This is a genomic window from Hephaestia sp. MAHUQ-44, assembly GCF_023806085.1.
Taxonomy (GTDB): domain Bacteria; phylum Pseudomonadota; class Alphaproteobacteria; order Sphingomonadales; family Sphingomonadaceae; genus Sphingomonas.
The window spans coordinates 171,319-189,910 of record NZ_JAMSLX010000002.1; the positions used below are offsets into that span (position 1 = coordinate 171,319).

Genomic DNA, 18,592 nt, shown 5'->3' on the forward strand with positions numbered 1-18,592 from the left:
CCGATCTCAAGAGGGGTTCAGGGGGATGTGTCGGGTTCGCAACAAAGCGGCGATTGTTGCCGCTAACCGCGACATTTTCAGTGCGCGGCGCGACGAATGACGCGTTCGGTCAGCGCATCCGATCCATCGACGCTGGCGACGATATCGAGGGTTCCATGGCCGCTCGCGCGGGCAAGGAGCAAAACATAGTCGCCGGTGGCCGCCTCGGTGGCGAGCGTAACCGAGGCGATCGGTGCGCGCTTGGCAAGCCTGGCGACGGCGCGTTTGGTGGCGTCGGGGGTGTTGACCGGGCGACGGAAAGCGCGCTCGGCCTGGACGATGCCCTTGATCCCGCCTTCGGCCTGATCGAGCCGCGCGATGAGCGCGCCCGCGCCGATCGCATTGCGCCGGGCATAAGCGAGCACGGTCGCGAATTCGGTAAGCCGCGTCTTGTCGTAATCGCTGCCGAAGACGAGTTTGGCGATCGCCGTCATCGGCGCCCGCGCCTGCGGCTTGATCCCCGCCTCGGCGAGCAGCGCGGCATAAGCGGCTTCATCTTCGGCCGCGGCCAGCGCGAAATCATGCGCGCGGCCGAGCGCGCGATACAGCGCGGCGCGGGTGCGCGTGTCGGCGGCACGCGCCGCGGCGGCAGTCTGTTGCGCCAGCAGCAACTGGTCGGCGAGCCCGGCGGTCGGTGCGTCCGGCGCGATATGTGTGTCGTCAGTCTCGACGTCGGTCGTCCCCTCGGCACGGGGACCATCCGCCCAGGCCGGGGCGGTCGGGGTGACGCGCGGCGCGGCGCGCAGCGATGTATCGACCTCGATGTCGAGCTTTTTCTGCGTTGCGGCGTCGACCAGTTCTTTCCAGTTGATGACGCCGTAGATGAAATCGATCGTGTCCTCGTCGGACGAAAACGGCATCAGGATGCCGCGATAGCGCGTGGGATTGCCACGCGTACCGACGAATTCGGCCTCGAAACCGATGGGTGCGCGGTTGGCGATGATCTGAAGATAATGATCGGTGAGCCGCGAGAGCAGCGAGCGGCTCGGCACGTCGCTGATGCTGGTGATCGAGGAATCGAGCCCGCATTCATCTCGCAGCGCGCGACCAAGAAAGCGAATCGCCGGGTTCTCGATTCCCCCGGAGAAATCGAGCAACACGCTGTTGGGGCCGAAATCGGAGATGTTGGTCGGATCGAGATCGTCGATCGCGGGGTAGGGGCGGCCGCCCAGCAGCGACACCCAATGATTGTACGCGCGCACGTGCATGCGGCGCTCATCGGTGCCGATTTCGTGGCCGACGTCGTTGACCGAGGCGTTCCCGTCTTCGTCGTGACCGATCTCGGTCCGATCATCGTCCAGGCCGCGAAGCGTATCCATGCGCCATCCTCAAACGACGAGATATTCGCCGTACGGATGCACTTGTGCCCCTTATGTGGTAAACGAAGCGTAAAGCCATGCCGCGGTTATGAACCGGCTTGCCACTGTTGCGATGACCTGTTACTCGCGCCGCCTTCCAACCGCCCCGTCACGGGCGGTGAGCCGCCTTAGCTCAGCTGGTAGAGCATCGCATTCGTAATGCGGGGGTCACAGGTTCGAGTCCTGTAGGCGGCACCATTACCTCCCGGCAAAGTTCCGACGTTCCGGCCGTTGCCGACGCCGCGTTCGCGACCCTGGTCGCGCTATCGAGGATCGCCGAATGCTTCCCCGTCTCGTGATCGACACGGCCATTGTGCCCGGTGGGGCAGAGATGCGGCTGGTGCAGCGGGGGCGTGACTGGTTCATCATGCTCGGGCGCGAGGAATTGATGAGCAGCCGCATGAGCGGCTCCGAAGAAGCGTTGGCGACGCTCGCGTGCGATCGTGTGGGTGCCGATGCGCGGCTGCTGATCGGCGGCTATGGCATGGGGTTCACGCTGCGCGCGGCGCTGGCGCAACTGGGCCCGAAAGCGCACGTGGCGGTGGCCGAACTGGTGCCGGCGGTGATCGCCTGGGCCAGGGGCCCGATGACGGAGATTGCCGCGGGCTGCCTCGACGATCCGCGGGTCGAGATCGTGCTCGACGATGTCGGCGCGGTGATCGCGGCGTCGCCTCGGCACTACGATGCGATCCTGCTCGATGTCGACAATGGCCCCGATGGTTTGACGCGTGCGGACAACGATCGCCTCTATTCAGCGGGCGGGCTGGCGGTGGCGAAGGCTGCGCTCCGGCCGGGCGGATTGCTCACGATCTGGTCGGCAGCGCCCGATCCCGCGTTCGCCCGCGCGCTCGTCCGCGCTGGCTTCAGGGTGGAGGAAGTCGCCATCCGCGCGCGCGCCAGCGGCAAGGGGGCTCGGCACGTCATCTGGATCGCCAGCATCTGACCGCGGTCCGCTGCCGGACAGCGATGGATTTAACCCAGTTCGCGCGCCAGCATCGTGTGCCATCCGGCGAGCCGTCGTTCGCGATCCACCGTGGCGATTTCGGGGACGAAATGCTGATAGGCGGCGCGCATCCCCTTGGCTTCATCGAGCGAGGCGAACAGCCCGGCGCCGACTCCCGCAAGCATCGCCGCTCCCAGCGCGGTCGTCTCGACGTCCGCCGGACGCGCGACGGGGAGGGCGAGGATGTCGGCGAGGTCTTGCGCGATCCAGTCGTTCGCGCTCATCCCGCCGTCGATCCGTAGTGATCGCCACGCCGCGCCGTCGGCCGCGAACGCCTCCATCAGATCGAGGCATTGGTGTGCGAGCGATTCCATCGCCGCGCGCACGATCTGATCGCGCGTGGTGCCGAGCGTGAGCCCGACGATCGCGCCGGTGGCATCGGGCCGCCAGTGCGGCGCCCCCAGTCCGGCGAGCGCGGGGAGCAAATAGACCCCGCCGTTGTCGGGGGTGTTGCGCGCGATCGCTTCGGTATCGGCGGCGCGGTCGATCCAGCCTAATTGATCGCGCAGCCATTTGACGAGGCTGCCCGCGACGAACACCGATCCTTCGAGGGCATAGTGCCGCGTGCCCGCCAGTTGAAGCAGCACCGTGCCGAGCAGGCGATGCTGCGATCGCGGCAATTGGTCGCCCAGGTTGGTGAGTACGAACGCGCCGGTGCCGAACGTCCCCTTGGTATCGCCGACCGCGAGGCAGCCCTGGCCGATCGTTGCCGATTGCTGATCGCCTGCCAGCCCGCAGATCGGGATCGCGCCGCCCAACAGCGCGGGATCGCAGCGGCCGACGTCGCCCGCCATGTCGACGATGGCGGGCAGGTGCTTGCGCGGCACCTCCATCAGTGCGCACAATTCGTCGTCCCAGCCATGGCCGTCGAGCGCCATCAACTGCGTCCGGCTGGCGTTGCTGGCATCGGTGAGGTGCGCGCCGCCGGTCAGTTTCCACACCAGCCAGCTCTCGATCGTACCGAAGGCGAGCGCGTCGCCAAGCGCCCGCGCCTCGGGCACGTTGTCGAGAATCCAGCGCATCTTGGTGGCGGAGAAATAGGGATCGATGACGAGCCCGGTGCGCGTCTGCACCAACGGTTCGTGTCCGGCCTGGACCAGCGCGCGGCAATGGTCGGCGGTGCGGCGATCCTGCCATACGATCGCGCGGGTGATCGGCGTGCCGGTGCGCTTGTCCCAGGCGACGACGGTTTCGCGCTGGTTGGTGATGCCGATCGCGGCGATCCGGTCCGCGCCGCCCGCCGGGGTGACCATCTCGGTGGCGCAGGCGAGCGTTGCGCGCCAGATCTCGTCGGCATCGTGTTCGACCCAGCCGGGGCGGGGATAATATTGCGTCAATTCGCGCTGGGCGATGCCGTGCGTCGTGCCGTCGGGCGCGTAGAGGATCGCGCGGGTCGAGGTGGTACCTTCGTCAAGGACGAGGATCAGCTTTCCGGTCACGCTGTCGCCTCCATATAATCGGCGAGCGCCGTTTGCTGCACAGGGTCGAGCCGCAACCCCAATTTGGTGCGGCGCCACAGCACATCCTCTGCGGTACGCGCCCATTCGACGGCGATCAGATAATCGACCTCGGCGGCGGTCAGCCCGTGCCCGAAATGCACCCCCAGATCGTCGAGCGACCGCGCGTCGCCCAGCCAGCGCCGCGCGCGCGTGCCATAGGTTCGGGCGATCCGCTCGACCCAATCAGGGGCGAGGAAGGGATAGGCACGCGTGAGTTCCGCGGTCAGCGCCCCCAGCCCGTCGATGGGGAAATCGCCGCCGGGGAGGGGCGTGATCCCGGTCCAGCACGCACCCTCGATCGCATCGAGATGCCCGGCGAGTAGATCGACCGCCTCGGCGGCAAGGTGGCGATAGGTCGTGATCTTGCCGCCGAACACCGACAGCAGCACCGGTTCGCCGTCGCCACCGTCGAGTTCGAGCCGATAGCCGCGCGTTGCGGCCTCGGGCTTGCCCGATCCGTCATCGACCAGCGGTCGCACCCCGGCATAGCTCCACACCACATCGTCGGGGCTGATGGTGCGCGCGAAATACTGGTTGGCGGCGTCGCACAGATAGCGGATTTCCTCGGCACTGGCGGCGGGCGGGCGCTCGGGGCTGTCCTGATCGCGATCGGTGGTGCCGATCAGCGTGAAATCGCGCTCATAGGGGATCGCGAAGAAAATGCGGCCGTCGGGAAGCTGGAAGAAATAAGCGAAGCCGTGGTCGAACAATTTGGGCACGACGATGTGCGAGCCGCGAACGAAGCGCATCCGCCGCTCGGTCGGCTGGTGCGCGTCGTTGAGCAGATCGAGCACGAACGGCCCGGCGGCGTTGACCAGCGCACGGGCGTGAAAGGTGCGACGTGCGCCATCGGCGGCGCGCGCGGCGATCCGCCAACTGCCGCCGTCACGCGCCACTTGGGTCACCTCGGTATGCGTTTCGATCTGAGCACCGCGTTCAGCGGCGTCGAGCGCATTGAGGACAACCAGCCGTGCATCGTCGACGGCACAATCCGAATAGGCATAGCCGTGGCGGAAAGCGGGTTTGAGCGGCGCCCCGGCAGGGTGATTGCGGAGGTCGAGCGTCGTGGTCGGCGGCAATGCCTTACGCGCGCCGAGATGGTCGTAGACGAACAGCCCGAGCCGCAGCATCCAGCGCGGCCTGAGCCCGGTGCGATAGGGGAGCACGAAGCGCATCGGATGGATGATGTGCGGTGCTATTCCCCACAAAACCTCCCGTTCGCGAAGCGATTCGCGCACGAGTGCGACCTCATAATGTTCGAGATAGCGCAGCCCGCCGTGGATCAGCTTGGTCGATGCCGATGAGGTGCCCCCGGCAAGGTCGCCGCGTTCGAGCAGCAGCACCCGCGCGCCGCGCCCGGCGGCATCGCGCGCGATCCCGCACCCGTTGACGCCGCCGCCGATCACCGCGAGGTCGTGCATCCATTTCCTCCCCCGCAAAGGATGGCGCGCCCGGCTGGATTCGAACCAGCGGCCACAAGCTTAGAAGGCTCGTGCTCTATCCAACTGAGCTACGGGCGCCCGGTTTTCGCGTAGCGCGGATTGCGCGGTTGCGAAACCGCGATCATACACGCGGGCCATGAACGAGGGGGACGCCATCCTGAAAGAGGTCGACGCGCATGCGCTGACGGCCACGCATCTGCGCTATTACGATTATGTGATGGCGGCGTTCGTTGCGATCCTGCTGCTGTCGAACGTGCTCGGCGCGGGGAAAGTGGCGGTGATCTCGCTGCCCTGGCTGGGTGATCGGCCGTTCGGCGCGGGTATCCTGTTCTTCCCCATCTCCTACGTCATCGGCGACGTGCTGACCGAGGTCTATGGCTATGCCCGCGCGCGGCGCGTGATCTGGGCGGGGTTCGTGGCGGTGGCGTTCATGGCACTGATGTCATGGGTGGTGGTGAAGCTGCCCGCGGCGGAAAGCTGGGGCAATCAGCAGGCCTATGAAGTCATCTTCGGGCAGGTGCCGCGGATCGTCTTCGCGTCGATGCTTGCCTTCTGGGCGGGCGAGTTCGTCAATTCCTACGTACTCGCGCGGATGAAGATCTGGACCGCGGGCAAGCATCTGTGGATGCGCACGATCGGTTCGACGATCGCGGGCGAGGGGGTCGACAGCCTGATCTTCTACCCGGTGGCCTTCCTGGGCGCGGTTGGTTTCACCCCCGGCTTGGTGGTGACGCTGATCATTACGCAGTGGCTGCTCAAAGTGGGTTGGGAAGTGGTGCTGACGCCGGTGACCTATGTGGTCATCGGCTGGCTCAAGCGGCGTGAGGGGATCGACGTGTACGATCGCGACACCAATTTCACCCCGTTCCGCGCGCGCGTGTGATCGGCGGGCGCGTCCCGAAGGACAGAAATCAGTTTAGAAGAACGGGGGCCGATAGCGCGACGGCTCAGGCGCCGACCGTCTCCAGCAGGCCCTCAAACAGACGGCGGCCGTCGGCGCCGCCGTGCGCGGCTTCGATCCGGCGTTCGGGGTGCGGCATCATGCCGAGCACATTGCCGCCCGCGTTGAGCACGCCGGCGATCTGCCGCGCCGAGCCGTTGATGTCGGTGGCGTAGCGGAACGCCACCCGGCCTTCGCCTTCGAGCCGGTCGAGCGTGTCGGCATCGGCGAAATAATTGCCGTCATGGTGCGCGACCGGAATCGTGATCGTCTCGTCCGCGTCATAGCGCGAGGTAAACGCCGATTGCGCGTTGACGACCGTCAGCGGTGTATCGCGGCAGACGAAATCGAGCCGTTCGTTGCGCATCAGCGCGCCGGGAAGCAGCCCGGTTTCGGTGAGCACCTGAAAACCGTTGCAGACACCGAGCACCGGGGTGCCGCGTTCGGCCGCCTCAACCACCGCGCGGACGATCGGCGATCGCGCCGCGATCGCGCCGCAGCGCAGATAATCGCCGTAGGAAAATCCGCCGGGGAGCGCGATCACACCCAGGCCCTGCGGCAATTCGGTGTCGCCGTGCCACACCATCATGGGCTTGGTGCCGGTAACGCTTTCGAGCGCGACCGCCATGTCGCGATCGCAATTGGAGCCCGGAAAGACGATGACCGCGGTTTTCATGTCAGGCGCGCTCCACGCGGTAATTCTCGATCACGGTGTTGGCGAGCAGCTTGCGACACATCTCGTCGATCGCGTCGTCCGACGTGCCGTCGGCGACATCGAGTTCGATCAGGCGGCCGGCGCGAACATCGTTGACGCCGTCAAAGCCGAGCCCGGTCAGCGCGTGATGGATGGCCTTGCCCTGCGGATCGAGCACGCCGTTCTTGAGGGTGACGACAATGCGGAATTTCATGCAGGTACCTGACGATTCTGGCGGCTGAGGGATGTGTGTCTCCTATGGCGTCGCCGCCGCTGGACCGCAAGCATCATTGCCTTGTCGGGGGGCAAGCGCACGTAGCCGACGGCACGGCCCGTTCAAAAATAGCGAGCGAGTGTGATCTCGAACCGGCCACGCGTCGCATCGTAGAAGCCGATCGTCGAATCGATCCGCGTCCACGAAAAGCCGATTTGCGGCGACAGACCCAACAGCCGGATCTTGCGATTGCCCAGCGTTGCACGTGCGACCAGCCGCCAGTCCCGGCGCGGGTTGACGTCGAAAAAGACCACCGGTGCATCATAAACCGCGCGTGAGGCGCCTACGCGCAGACCGAAATTGATCCCGAGCGGCATCGCCCCGCCGATCCCGATATTGGCACCCGTCTCGGTGTTCGAATAGGCGCGGTCGTTGAGCCAGTCGCGGCGCACGAACGGCCCCGCCGAAACGAGCAGGGTCGGCGCCAGCGCCTGTTCGTACGTGGCATACACGCCGCCCTGCCAGCCGCTGTAACGATCGTCGAACAGCGCCTCGGTGCGGCGAAGATCGAGCTGCACGCCGACGCGACGGCTGGGGGAGAGCGTCGTCTGGAGGCCCAGACGGGTGCCGATCTGGCGGCTGACGGCGTCGCCGCCATACCAGCGGTGCGCGCCCACCGCCTCGATCGACGCGTGGGTTTGCGGTGTCAGCGCATATTCGACGCCGGCGGCGAGCTGGGCGACGTAATCATCGTAATCGGCGCCGGCATAATTGGTGCCGTTGGCGTCGAGATCGGCGAGGATCGAGAGCCGGTTCGCCGCGGGAAGCCGCAACCGCCCGGAAATCTGTGCGGTCTGCCCAATCCCCGATTTGGCGCGCGCGCGGTCGTCAAGCGTGAGCGGGATCGAATCGTTTCCAAGATTGACCCTGATCGTATCGAGACTGGTTGCGTTATTGATGTTGGTATCGGGCGCGAGGCCGACGCTGATATCGATCTGCCACGGCCGCTGGGCGCGAATCGTGTCGCGCACGGTGCGGATCGTGCGCAGCACCTCAGGCGGTAGATCCTGATCCTGCTCGGCGATCTTGAACTGCCGATCGGCGTCACCGGGCTTGTGGAGCGCAAGCATCGCCTTGGCGAGTGCGAGCCGCACACCGGTTTGGCCCGGATCGTCGTTGAGGATCGCACGATAATGTTCGGCGGCTTCGTCGGGGTGCCCCGTCTCGGCGGCGATATAGCCGGTCAGGAAGCGACTCTGCATCGTGAAGCCCGGCGCCTGGCGGAGTGCGGCGACCAGCGGTTTGGCTTCCTCGAATTTGCGGGCGCGCACGAGCCGTTCGGCAGCCGCCTGAAGCTGCTGCGGGGTCAATTGGATGCGGCAGGTGCCGTCCTCGCATTCGGGCGTTGTCTGTGCCGCCGTGGGTGTGGCGACGACAGCCGCCAGCAGCGCCGTCGCCACGGCGACCGCTTGTCCCCACATCGTGCGTACCTCCTTGGGATTCGGCGGTTACTTGGCGGCGCCGGTGAAGGCGCCGTGGATGTCGATGCGTTGATCGGGAATGCCGCCGACGATGCGGAAGTTGCCGCCGAGTTCGGTCGCGTTCTTGCCGTAGAAGCGCCCGTCGATCGAACTGGCGCCCGCCGAGTTCGATCCGGGATTGACCGAGGTGAAATCGATCGGGATGGCGGTGCCACCCGCGCCGAAGCTGGCGGTGGTGAATTTGCCGACGAAACCGGCGGCGAGCGTGTCGATCGTCGCGCTGCCGGTGGCGTTGAATGCCGTGCCCGACGGCACGTTGAGCGCGAGATCGTTGACCTCGACATCGCCGACATAGCCCTTGCCGACGGTGCCGCTGAGCCCGAGCCCCACGGTCGATTTGGCGAAATCGACATCGACCGAACTCGATCCGACGAGCCACTGGAAGACGGATGCGCTGCCGCCGGTATCAAACGATGCCTGGTTGATCATCGTCGCGAGGAAATCGCCCTCATAATGGCCGGTGCCCTTGATCGGCACCTGAAGATACGAGGTGGGATCGCCGAATACGGTCGCACCGTGTTCAAAGGTGGTGACGGCGCCCGTCGTTTTGTCGGCTTCGAGATGGACGAAACCGGCGAGCGTGACGGCCTTGGTGGTCGTGCCGGGACGCTGATAGAAGAAGGTCGATCCATCGGCGGCGGCGAGATAATTGAACCCTGCAAGATCGGGTGCTTCGAGAACGGGCTTCAGGTTGGGGTCGTAATCGGTGCGGTGCGCAGGATCCTGAAAACGAACCTCGCGCGAGACGCCGGCGCGCGTGTCGCTGATCGCGACGGTAAAGATGCCATCGCGCGGATTATAGCTGATCGTGCCGCTGGGCGCGGCCGTGCTGCTGGCATTGCCGCGATAGAGTTCTGCATGAGTGGTCGGGTCGATCACCAGCGACTGGAAGCTGCCCAGCGCGTCGAAGGTCTTTTCGGTCGATACATCAAGGAAATGGGCGGGCTCGTTACCCACGGGCGTATCGCCGAAGCCGATTCCGCTGCCGCCGCCCGGCGGGGCGATCGTACCAAGCGAATTGACGCCATCGCCGCCGCCGCACGCAGCGAGCGACAACAGCGGTAGCGAAAGCAATGCGAGCGTGGCGCGCATGGACCGTTCCTTTTCGTGATCCCCCAAACTAGAGCCGGGGGATAGCGAAAAGGGGTTAATGCCGGCTAAAGAGCCCGCGCTTACTTGCCGCGACGCTTGCGATGCTTTTCGAGATCGAGCACCGCGCCGGCATCGGCGCCTTCGGGGAGCAGCCCAAGCCGGCGGGCGACTTCCTGATACGCCTCGACTTCACCGCCGAGATCGCGGCGGAAGCGATCCTTATCGAGCTTCTCGTTCGATTCGATGTCCCAGAGCCGGCAGCCGTCGGGGCTGATCTCGTCGGCGAGGATGATCCGCCCGTAATCATTGTCCCAGATGCGGCCGAATTCGAGTTTGAAATCGACCAGCCGGATGCCGACGCCCGCGAACAGGCCGCACAGGAAATCGTTGGTGCGGATCGCCAGATCGGCGATGTCGTGCATCTCCTCCTGGCTCGCCCAGCCGAAGCAGGCGATATGCTCGTCGGTGATCATCGGATCGCCGAGCGCATCGTCCTTGTAATAATATTCGATGATCGTGCGCGGTAGCGCGGTGCCTTCCTCGATCCCGAGCCGCTTCGACAGCGAACCCGCGACGACGTTGCGCACCACGACCTCGATCGGGACGATCTCGACCTGGCGAATCAGCTGCTCGCGCATGTTGAGGCGGCGGATGAAGTGAGTCGGGATGCCGATATGGCCGAGCAGCGTGAAGATGTGCTCGGAAATACGGTTGTTGAGCACGCCCTTGCCGCTGATCGTGCCCTTTTTCTGGGCGTTGAACGCGGTGGCGTCGTCCTTGAAATACTGGATCAACGTGCCGGGCTCGGGCCCTTCGTAAAGGATCTTGGCTTTGCCTTCATAGATCTGGCGGCGGCGTGCCATCTTATACCCCTGAAATGAGCGGCCCCGGCAGCGCGAATACGGGGGCGCGCGCCGGGGCGGGATGCGCGGGGCTATATCGGAAGGCGCCGCAGCGCGCAATGCGGCGGCGGCACAATCGCGTCGCCAGTCTCCGGCCGGTACGCCGCCGCCCGGTCAGGCGTCGGGGGTGCCGGTCTGAAGGAACCACTGCTCGCTGCCTTCGATCCCGATCGCGGTCAGCACGCCGGAGGCGAAGGCGCCGGTATCGATGCCGATGCGCTGGGGCCCGTGGTCGACGCGCTCGCTGGGCGTGTGGCCGTGAATGACCATCCACGGATCGCGGCGCCGTGCCGACAGGAAGGGTTCGCGAATCCAGCGCAGATCGGCCCCGAGCTGCTGATCGAGCGGCTTGCCGGGGCGGATGCCGGCATGGACGAACAGATAATCGCCGATCAACACCAGGTTTTCGGCACGATCGAGAAAATCGATCACCTCGGCGGGAATGCGCGCCGCGATCAATGCCGTCAGATCGTCGAGCGTGCCGTGATCGGCGGTCTCGGCGTCGATGCCGAAGCTCGCGAGCGTTTCGTAGCCGCCCATTTCGAGCAGCCCGCGCGCCGCGCGTGCGTTGCCCTGCGCGGCCTTGACGAGCACTTCCTCATGATTGCCCTTGATGACGCGTACGCGGTCGCTCGCTGCTGCGAGCCGCATGACGAGGCGGATGACCCCGGCTGCATCGGGGCCGCGATCGACGAGGTCGCCGAGCAGGATCAGGTGCGTCTTGGCTGGCCCGCGCGCCGCATCATCGGCGTCGATCTTGCCAAGCAAATCCTCGAGCAGATCGAGCCGCCCATGGACGTCGCCGATCGCATAGGCGCGCTCGCCGGGCGGCAGCGCGAAGGTTGCGGGTGCGCCGCGGGCAAATCTTCCGAACAGCATCACCGCGATCAATGCGGTGCGGTTAACTCGTTGGTCAAGGTCTGGCGATAGAGCGGCACCGAAAGGGGAGCATATGAAGGGTATCATTCTCGCGGGAGGGAGCGGGACACGGCTCTATCCGGCGACCTTGTCGATCTCGAAGCAGTTGCTGCCGGTGTTCGACAAGCCGATGATCTATTACCCGCTATCGACGCTGATGCTGGGCGGCATCCGCGAGGTGCTGATCATTTCCACCCCGCGCGATCTGCCGATGTTCGAGGCGCTGCTGGGCGATGGATCGGCGTTCGGGCTCGATATTTCCTATGCCGAGCAGACGGCGCCCAACGGCCTTGCCGAGGCGTTTCTGATCGGGGCCGATTTCCTTGATGGAGGCCCCGCCGCGTTGATCCTCGGCGACAATATCTTTTACGGCGATGGCCTGTCGACCAAGGCGCGCGAGGCCGCGGCACAAACCGCCGGTGCCACGATCTTCGCCTATCGGGTCGACGATCCCGAGCGCTACGGCGTGGTTGCGTTCGAGCCCGAGACGATGCGCGTCACCAGCGTCGAGGAAAAGCCGGCGGCCCCCAAATCGGACTGGGCAATCACCGGGCTCTATTTCTTCGACGCCGACGTGACGGAGATTGCACGCGGGGTGAAGCCGTCGGCGCGCGGCGAACTGGAGATTACCGATGTCGTCAATGCGTATCTCGCCCGCGGCGATCTGAGCGTCAGCCGGTTGGGGCGCGGCTATGCGTGGCTCGATACCGGTACCCATACCAGCCTGCACGATGCGGGCTCGTTCGTGCGCACGATCGAACAGCGCCAGGGCTTCAAGATCGCGTGCCCCGAGGAGATCGCGTTCGACAATGGCTATGTCGATGCCGACCATCTGCTCGCGCGTGCCGCGATGATGGGAAAGACCGATTACGCGGCCTATTTGCGCCGCTGTGTCGAGGGAGCACGCTGATGCGGACGGTGCTTGTTACCGGAGGCGCGGGCTTCATCGGCTCGGCGGTGTGCCGGCATTTGATCGGGCGCGGTGATACACGCGTCATCAACCTCGACAAGCTGACCTATGCGGGCAATCCGGCGTCGCTGACCGCGATCGCGGGCTCGCCGCTTTATCATTTCGTCGAGGGCGATATCGGCAATGCGACGCTGGTGGCCGATCTGCTGCGCGCGATGCACCCGCACGCGATCATGCATCTTGCCGCCGAAAGCCATGTCGATCGCTCGATCGACGGCCCCGCGGCGTTCGTCGAGACCAATGTCGTCGGCACCGTCCGGCTGCTGTCGGCGGCGCTCGATTATTGGCGCACGCTGGACGCAAAGCGCAAGGCCGCCTTCCGGTTTCACCACGTCTCGACCGACGAGGTATTCGGCGACCTGCCGTTCGATGGCGGGCTGTTCACCGAGGATACGCCTTATGCACCGTCCTCGCCTTATTCGGCATCGAAGGCCGCGTCGGATCATTTCGTCCGCGCCTGGTACGCGACCTATGGGTTGCCGGTGGTGCTCTCGAACTGTTCAAACAATTACGGGCCGTACCATTTCCCCGAAAAACTGATCCCGCTCGTCATCCTGAACGCACTCGAGGGCAAGGAACTGCCGGTCTACGGCGCCGGCGCCAATGTGCGCGACTGGCTTCATGTCGAGGATCATGCGCGCGCACTGGATCTGGTGATGCGCGCAGGCGTGGTCGGCGAGAGCTACAATATCGGCGGGAATGAGGAACGCACCAACCTCGCGGTGGTCGAGGCGATCTGCGACCTGCTCGATGATCGTGTGCCATTGGCGGGTGGTGCCTCGCGGCGTGACCTGATTCGCTTCGTTGCCGATCGGCCGGGGCATGATCGGCGCTATGCGATCGACGCCACGAAGATCGAGCGGGACCTTGGCTGGCGCCCCCGCGAAAGCTTCGCGAGCGGTCTCGCTGCAACGGTCGACTGGTATCTCGCCAACCCCTGGTGGTGGGAGCCGATCCGCAACGGCCATTATGCCGGTGGTCGGCTGGGAATTGCGGCGGCGGGGTAGGGGCGCAGCGTCCTCCCTCATCGTCATGCCGGGCTCGTTCCGGCATCCAACTCTCCACCAGAGTCGACGGTCGAGGCACGTTGGACCGCGGAACAAGTCCGGGGTGACGGGTCGGGAGGGGCTTATCGTTGCCCGGTATAGTGCCGGTACCAGTCGACGAAGCGCGGGATGCCCTGTTCGATGCCGATCGTCGGCAGGAAGCCGAAATCGCGCGTCGTCGCGGTGATGTCAGCGCCGGTCGCGGTCACGTCGCCCGCCTGCATCGGCTGATAGTCGCGCACCGCGGCACGGCCGCACGCCTGCTCGATCACGTCGATGAAGCGGCCGAGTTCCTCGGGCTGGTTGTTGCCGATATTGTAGACCGCATGCGGCTTGACGCTGCCGCCGGGCTTGACCGCGCCGTCATCCACTGGCGGCCGGTCGAGCGCCGCGAGCACCCCCGCCACGATATCGTCGATATAGGTAAAATCGCGCCGCATCGCGCCGTTGTTGAACACCGGGATCGGCTCGCCGCGCAGGATCTTCGAGGTGAAGATCCATGCCGCCATATCGGGGCGGCCCCACGGGCCATAAACGGTGAAGAAGCGCAAGCCGGTGAGCGGGATGCGATAGAGATGCGCATAGCTCTCGCTCATCAGTTCATCGGCTTTCTTGGTCGCGGCATAAAGCGAGACGGGGTGGTCGACGCGATCCTCGATGCGGAAGGGGAAATCCTCATTGCCGCCATAAACCGATGACGAGGAAGCATAGACCATATGGGCGACGTTGCGCGCGCGCGCGATTTCGAGCAGGTTGAGGTGGCCGGTGAGGTTGGTGCGGGCATAAGCGTGCGGATTGACGAGCGAATAGCGCACGCCTGCCTGCGCGCCCAAATGGACGATGCGGTCGATCGGGCGCCCGGTCAGCGCCACCTCAAGCTGTTCCCAATCGGCGAAATCCTGTTCGAGTAGCGTGAAGTCGCCTCGCTGTGCGGCGACACGCGCGATCCGCGCGCGCTTCAGCGCAGGATCGTAATAATCGTTGAAATCGTCGATGCCGATCACCGCGTCGCCGCGCGCGAGCAGCCGCTCCGCCACCGCTGCGCCGATGAAACCCGCCACGCCCGTTACCAGCACCGTCATTATTGTATCCCTCCATCGCGCGTCCGCTCGCCTTACGGGCAAGCCGCCCCGTCCTCCAGTATGATTGCGACTTTCGGAGGTGCCCTAAGGGAAAGGCGGTGCCACATCGCGTCGACTTATGCCGGATAGAGCGAGCCGGAAGTACGCCCGGCTGACACTCGCGCGTGGTTATTTTATGCCATTTCCGCTATGCACGGCGTCCTGATTGGCCTGCCGAGGGTATTGTAGATGGCCAACGTATTGCAAATGGTTCGGTGCAGCTTTGGCAAGCATCGGCGCGATCGTCGGGCTGCGTGGTTTGACGGCAATGTCTGGCGGTCGACCTGCGTCGGCTGCAAGCTGCCGATGTATCGCGAATTCGACGGTTGGCATCTGTCGGATGGCGACTCACCCCCGAAGTCCGGGCCGCACGATCAACGCTGAATCGATCGCTATGCCGCCGCCGGTAGCGTGGCGAGAAACCAGCGCGCCTCACCTTCAAGCCCCAGCGCCGTAAGGCACCCACTCGAAAAGGCGCCGGTATCGATGCCGATCCGGTTGGGCAGGTGTTCGGGTGCCTCGGTGATGGTATGGCCGTGGACGATCAGCTTGCCGAAATCGCCTTCGTGCCGAAGGAAGCTGCTGCGGATCCAGCGCAGATCGGCAGGGCGCTGGTCGGCGAGATCGATCCCAGGGCGGACGCCGGCATGGACGAAGGCATAATCGCCGATCTCGATCACGTCCTCGGCCTGGCGCAGGAAGGCGACATGGTGTTCGGGCACGGCATCGCGGATACGCGCCAGCAGTGCCGGCGAATCGAGATGATCGAAATCGTGTTCGCTGATGCCGTAGCTCAGGATCGTCTCGCGCCCGCCGATGCGGGTGAACAGGCGCAATGCCTCGCGATCGCCGTCGAGCACCTTGAGCAACACTTCTTCGTGGTTGCCGAGCAGCATGCGGACGTGCGGGTGCTCGTTCGACAAACGGATGACGCGTTCGATCACGCCTGCCGAATCAGGGCCGCGATCCACCAGGTCGCCAAGGAACACCCAATCGGTCCGCGCGGTACGGCGCTCCGCGTCATCGGCCTCGATCCGGGCAATCAGATCGTCGAGCAGGTCGCGGCGGCCGTGGATGTCGCCCACCGCATAGACACGGCGACCGGTGGGAATTGCGTGGGGCGGGGGCGGCGCCGGAGCAGCACGCTTTCTGAACAGATTGAGCATCGGAAAGGTGGAAACGCCTTACACGCCAATGGGCTGGAACGCGCCGAGCCCATGCCATAACGGCGCTTCGGGTTCAACTCGCGAGCCGGATGTCCTGATGAATGACCGTTGCCGGGGGTTGGTCGGGCCAGATGCCGCGTGTGTCGTAGACCTGCTTGTCGGCGCGTTCGTCGAGCGGCACCGATTTGAACAGTTCATGATCGACCAGCACGATCATCAGCGGGCAGTGTTCGATCGCATCGTCGAGATCGATCAGCCGCGCCGCCGTGCCGGCAAAGGCGGCGGGCAGGCCCGAGGCATAGGGTTCGACGATACGCACACGATCGCCGAAGCGTCGCGCCAGCGTTGCGGCGACCTTGACCGCGGGGCTTTCCCGGAAATCGTCGATATTGGCCTTGAAGGCCAGCCCGAGGCACGCGACCGGCTGCCTCGGATGCGCCTCGATCAGCGCGGCGGCGCGATCGATGACGTGCGCGACCTTGCCGTCGTTGACCTCGCGCGCGGTGCGGATCAGCGGGGTTTGCTCGGGCGCAGCGCTGACGAGGAACCACGGATCGACCGCGATGCAATGCCCGCCCACGCCGGGGCCGGGCGACAGGATGTTGACGCGCGGGTGGCGGTTGGCGAGGCGGATTACCTCCCACACATCGACCCCCATCTGATCGGCGACGAGGCTGAGTTCGTTGGCAAACGCGATGTTGACGTCGCGAAATGCGTTTTCGGTGAGCTTGGTCATCTCGGCTGCGCGAGCCGAGGTGGTGATGCACGCCCCGCGCACGAAGCGACGGTAGAAAGCCAGCGCCTTGCGCGCGCACCGCGGGGTGATGCCGCCGATGACGCGATCATTGTCGATCAGTTCGACAAGGATGCGGCCGGGCAGCACGCGTTCGGGGCAATAAGCGATCGCGACATCGGCGGTGTCGCTCGTGCGGCCGGGAATCTTCAGATCGGGACGAAGCTCGGCGAGCAGGTCGCGGACTTTCTCGGTGGTGCCGACGGGCGAGGTCGATTCGAGGATCACCGCATTGCCGGGCGCGAGCACCGTGGCGATGGCGGTCGCGGCCTGAAGGACGTAGCCGATATCGGGCGCGTGATTGTCGACGAACGGGGTGGGGACGGCGATCACGAACACATCGGCGGGCTCGATCTGCGTCGCGGCGCGCAAATGCCCGCGCGTCACCACGCCCGAGACGAGGCCGTCGAGATCGACCTCCTCGATATGCACCTTGCCCGAATTGACCGTCTCGACGACGTGCTCGGAAACATCGATCCCCAGCACGCTGGCGCCAGTACGCGCGATCACCGCGGCAGTGGGCAGGCCGATATAACCAAGGCCGAGGACGACGACCTTGAGCTTAGTTTCCGAAATCATGCGCGACGATCCTTGCAATTCGTTCGGCCGCATGGCCGTCGCCGAACGGATTGTGGGCGCGGGCCATGGCGGACCAGGCATGGTTGTCGTCGAGGAGGGTGAAGATTTCGGAAACGATGCGGTCTTCGTTCGAGCCGATCAGCCTGGCGGTGCCCGCGGCGACCCCTTCGGGGCGCTCGGTGGTGTCGCGCATCACCAGCACGGGCTTGCCCAGCGCGGGCGCTTCTTCCTGCACGCCGCCCGAATCGGTGAGCACGATATGCGCCAGACCGAGCGCGCGGATGAAGTTTGGATAATCGATCGGATCGATACGAGCCACATTGGTTCGCTGTCCCAGGATTCCGTCCATCACCGACACGACATTGGGGTTGGGGTGCATCGGAAACAGGATCGCGACATCGGGCCGCTCGGCGATACGGGCGATCGCGCGGGCGATCGCTTCCATCCCGTCGCCGAAATTCTCGCGCCGGTGGGTGGTGACGAGGATCAGTTGCTTGCCGGCGAACCGCGTCGCGATGGGATCGAGCGCGGCGGCAAGCGTGGGATCGGCGGCGATCCGCGCGGTGGTGGTGTGGAGCGCGTCGATCACGGTGTTGCCGGTGACGTGGATCATGCCCGGATCGATATTCTCGCGCTTCAGCGCCTCGGCTGCGGTGTCGGTCGGGGCGAAATGGAGATCGGCGATCGGGGCGACGATGCGGCGGTTCACTTCCTCGGGCCAGGGCGCGTAGATGTCGCCCGAACGCAGTCCCGCCTCGACATGGCCGACCGGGATGCGGCGGTAATAAGCGGCGAGCGCGGCCGCCATGACGGTGGCGGTATCGCCCTGAACGATGACGCGATCGGGTTTTTCGGCGTCGAGCACGTCGCCGATTCCGGTCAGGAGCCGTGCGGTCAGCCGGTCGAGCGACTGACCCGGCTCCATCAGGTCGAGATCCACGTCAGGGGTGAGCCCGGCGATGTCGAGCACCTGATCGAGCAACCCGCGATGCTGCGCGGTAACGCAGGTACGCACGGTGATGCCGGGGGTCGCCGCCAGCGCGCGGACCACCGGAAACAGCTTGATTGCCTCGGGCCGCGTCCCGAACACGACCATGACCTTGCGGGAAGATGTGAGTGCCATGCCTCCTCCTATCGGGCGTTGCTTAATCGGGGGCTAAGAGACGGCCGGGAAAGCATGGCGGGGATGATCCAATCGGCTTTCGGGGTTTTTCGGAACCGATTCTAACCGCAACGCGAGAGTAGAGAGGCGCGCGATAGCCTGCTACGGCGCCG

At 65.4% G+C, this 18,592-nt stretch carries 17 protein-coding genes and 2 tRNA genes; 5 read left to right on the top strand and 14 right to left on the bottom strand.

Annotated features, from left to right (window positions below; translation table 11 throughout):
• Positions 1-77: 77 nt before the first annotated feature.
• Positions 78-1,358 (bottom strand): PAS domain-containing protein, encoded by a 1,281-nt coding sequence (locus tag NFE57_RS02935; RefSeq protein ID WP_252134070.1) that lies wholly within the window; start codon positions 1,356-1,358, stop codon positions 78-80.
• A 161-nt stretch (positions 1,359-1,519) separates the two neighbouring features.
• Here NFE57_RS02935 and NFE57_RS02940 point away from each other — a divergent pair.
• Positions 1,520-1,595, top strand: a tRNA-Thr gene (locus NFE57_RS02940).
• An 82-nt stretch (positions 1,596-1,677) separates the two neighbouring features.
• Positions 1,678-2,340: a spermidine synthase gene (locus tag NFE57_RS02945; protein ID WP_252134071.1), complete on the top strand. Its 663-nt coding sequence runs from the start codon at positions 1,678-1,680 to the stop codon at positions 2,338-2,340.
• Between the two features lie 29 nt (positions 2,341-2,369).
• On the opposite strand, the gene NFE57_RS02950 is transcribed toward NFE57_RS02945, so the two are convergent.
• The 3 genes from NFE57_RS02950 to NFE57_RS02960 all read right to left on the bottom strand — a co-directional run bounded on the left by NFE57_RS02950 (position 2,370) and on the right by NFE57_RS02960 (position 5,419).
• Entirely contained in the window at positions 2,370-3,839 is a 1,470-nt protein-coding gene (locus NFE57_RS02950) for a glycerol kinase (protein ID WP_252134072.1), read from the bottom strand.
• Positions 3,836-5,320 (bottom strand): glycerol-3-phosphate dehydrogenase, encoded by a 1,485-nt coding sequence (locus NFE57_RS02955; RefSeq protein ID WP_252134073.1) that lies wholly within the window; start codon positions 5,318-5,320, stop codon positions 3,836-3,838. The genes NFE57_RS02950 and NFE57_RS02955 overlap by 4 nt, the downstream gene beginning before the upstream one ends.
• Positions 5,321-5,342: 22 nt before the next feature.
• Positions 5,343-5,419: transfer RNA gene (locus tag NFE57_RS02960), tRNA-Arg, on the bottom strand.
• A gap of 58 nt (positions 5,420-5,477) precedes the next feature.
• Here NFE57_RS02960 and NFE57_RS02965 point away from each other — a divergent pair.
• Positions 5,478-6,224 carry a queuosine precursor transporter gene (locus tag NFE57_RS02965; protein WP_252134074.1) on the top strand — a complete coding sequence of 249 codons (747 nt, stop codon included), beginning with the start codon at positions 5,478-5,480 and terminating at the stop codon, positions 6,222-6,224.
• Positions 6,225-6,288: 64 nt separating this feature from the next.
• Here the strand turns inward: NFE57_RS02965 and purQ are convergent, their stop codons facing one another.
• From purQ to NFE57_RS02995, 6 genes are all read right to left on the bottom strand, one after another.
• On the bottom strand, positions 6,289-6,957 hold the full coding sequence (gene purQ / locus NFE57_RS02970; protein ID WP_252134075.1) for a phosphoribosylformylglycinamidine synthase subunit PurQ: 669 nt from the start codon (positions 6,955-6,957) through the stop codon (positions 6,289-6,291).
• 1 nt (position 6,958) lies between these two features.
• Positions 6,959-7,189, bottom strand: a complete 231-nt coding sequence (gene purS, locus NFE57_RS02975) for a phosphoribosylformylglycinamidine synthase subunit PurS (protein ID WP_252134076.1) — start codon at positions 7,187-7,189, stop codon at positions 6,959-6,961.
• A 122-nt stretch (positions 7,190-7,311) separates the two neighbouring features.
• Positions 7,312-8,670 (bottom strand): surface lipoprotein assembly modifier, encoded by a 1,359-nt coding sequence (locus NFE57_RS02980; RefSeq protein WP_252134077.1) that lies wholly within the window; start codon positions 8,668-8,670, stop codon positions 7,312-7,314.
• A gap of 27 nt (positions 8,671-8,697) precedes the next feature.
• A complete protein-coding gene (locus NFE57_RS02985) occupies positions 8,698-9,822 on the bottom strand; it encodes a transferrin-binding protein-like solute binding protein (protein WP_252134078.1) in 1,125 nt (374 codons plus the stop codon).
• A gap of 80 nt (positions 9,823-9,902) precedes the next feature.
• A complete protein-coding gene (gene purC, locus NFE57_RS02990; RefSeq protein ID WP_252134079.1) occupies positions 9,903-10,685 on the bottom strand; it encodes a phosphoribosylaminoimidazolesuccinocarboxamide synthase in 783 nt (260 codons plus the stop codon).
• 153 nt (positions 10,686-10,838) lie between these two features.
• Positions 10,839-11,603 carry a metallophosphoesterase family protein gene (locus tag NFE57_RS02995; protein WP_252134080.1) on the bottom strand — a complete coding sequence of 255 codons (765 nt, stop codon included), beginning with the start codon at positions 11,601-11,603 and terminating at the stop codon, positions 10,839-10,841.
• 73 nt (positions 11,604-11,676) lie between these two features.
• Here NFE57_RS02995 and rfbA point away from each other — a divergent pair, with 73 nt between their 5' ends.
• The gene (gene rfbA / locus NFE57_RS03000) at positions 11,677-12,552 is read left to right on the top strand and encodes a glucose-1-phosphate thymidylyltransferase RfbA (protein WP_252134081.1); all 876 of its coding nucleotides are present in this window, start codon (positions 11,677-11,679) and stop codon (positions 12,550-12,552) included.
• Positions 12,552-13,619 (top strand): dTDP-glucose 4,6-dehydratase, encoded by a 1,068-nt coding sequence (gene rfbB, locus NFE57_RS03005; protein WP_252134082.1) that lies wholly within the window; start codon positions 12,552-12,554, stop codon positions 13,617-13,619. The genes rfbA and rfbB overlap by 1 nt, the downstream gene beginning before the upstream one ends.
• Before the next feature lie 122 nt (positions 13,620-13,741).
• Here the strand turns inward: rfbB and NFE57_RS03010 are convergent, their stop codons facing one another.
• The 4 genes from NFE57_RS03010 to wecB form a co-directional block, all read right to left on the bottom strand.
• Positions 13,742-14,740: an NAD-dependent epimerase/dehydratase family protein gene (locus NFE57_RS03010; protein WP_252134083.1), complete on the bottom strand. Its 999-nt coding sequence runs from the start codon at positions 14,738-14,740 to the stop codon at positions 13,742-13,744.
• A gap of 431 nt (positions 14,741-15,171) precedes the next feature.
• On the bottom strand, positions 15,172-15,945 hold the full coding sequence (locus tag NFE57_RS03015) for a metallophosphoesterase family protein (RefSeq protein ID WP_252134084.1): 774 nt from the start codon (positions 15,943-15,945) through the stop codon (positions 15,172-15,174).
• Positions 15,946-16,018: 73 nt separating this feature from the next.
• The gene (wecC, locus tag NFE57_RS03020; protein WP_252134085.1) at positions 16,019-17,317 is read right to left on the bottom strand and encodes a UDP-N-acetyl-D-mannosamine dehydrogenase; all 1,299 of its coding nucleotides are present in this window, start codon (positions 17,315-17,317) and stop codon (positions 16,019-16,021) included.
• Positions 17,301-18,440 (bottom strand): non-hydrolyzing UDP-N-acetylglucosamine 2-epimerase, encoded by a 1,140-nt coding sequence (gene wecB, locus NFE57_RS03025; RefSeq protein ID WP_252134086.1) that lies wholly within the window; start codon positions 18,438-18,440, stop codon positions 17,301-17,303. The genes wecC and wecB overlap by 17 nt, the downstream gene beginning before the upstream one ends.
• Positions 18,441-18,592 lie beyond the last annotated feature (152 nt).

Coding starts and splice junctions, on each gene's coding strand:
- purQ (WP_252134075.1), bottom strand. CDS start 6,957: ATGAAAACCGCGGTCATCGTCTTTCCGGGCTCCAATTGCGATCGCGAC.
- rfbA (WP_252134081.1), top strand. CDS start 11,677: ATGAAGGGTATCATTCTCGCGGGAGGGAGCGGGACACGGCTCTATCCG.
- wecB (WP_252134086.1), bottom strand. CDS start 18,440: ATGGCACTCACATCTTCCCGCAAGGTCATGGTCGTGTTCGGGACGCGG.
- NFE57_RS02935 (WP_252134070.1), bottom strand. CDS start 1,358: ATGGATACGCTTCGCGGCCTGGACGATGATCGGACCGAGATCGGTCAC.
- NFE57_RS02995 (WP_252134080.1), bottom strand. CDS start 11,603: ATGCTGTTCGGAAGATTTGCCCGCGGCGCACCCGCAACCTTCGCGCTG.
- NFE57_RS03010 (WP_252134083.1), bottom strand. CDS start 14,740: ATGACGGTGCTGGTAACGGGCGTGGCGGGTTTCATCGGCGCAGCGGTG.
- NFE57_RS02985 (WP_252134078.1), bottom strand. CDS start 9,822: ATGCGCGCCACGCTCGCATTGCTTTCGCTACCGCTGTTGTCGCTCGCT.
- NFE57_RS02980 (WP_252134077.1), bottom strand. CDS start 8,670: ATGTGGGGACAAGCGGTCGCCGTGGCGACGGCGCTGCTGGCGGCTGTC.
- NFE57_RS02945 (WP_252134071.1), top strand. CDS start 1,678: ATGCTTCCCCGTCTCGTGATCGACACGGCCATTGTGCCCGGTGGGGCA.
- wecC (WP_252134085.1), bottom strand. CDS start 17,317: ATGATTTCGGAAACTAAGCTCAAGGTCGTCGTCCTCGGCCTTGGTTAT.
- rfbB (WP_252134082.1), top strand. CDS start 12,552: ATGCGGACGGTGCTTGTTACCGGAGGCGCGGGCTTCATCGGCTCGGCG.
- NFE57_RS02965 (WP_252134074.1), top strand. CDS start 5,478: ATGAACGAGGGGGACGCCATCCTGAAAGAGGTCGACGCGCATGCGCTG.
- NFE57_RS03015 (WP_252134084.1), bottom strand. CDS start 15,945: ATGCTCAATCTGTTCAGAAAGCGTGCTGCTCCGGCGCCGCCCCCGCCC.
- purC (WP_252134079.1), bottom strand. CDS start 10,685: ATGGCACGCCGCCGCCAGATCTATGAAGGCAAAGCCAAGATCCTTTAC.
- purS (WP_252134076.1), bottom strand. CDS start 7,189: ATGAAATTCCGCATTGTCGTCACCCTCAAGAACGGCGTGCTCGATCCG.
- NFE57_RS02955 (WP_252134073.1), bottom strand. CDS start 5,320: ATGCACGACCTCGCGGTGATCGGCGGCGGCGTCAACGGGTGCGGGATC.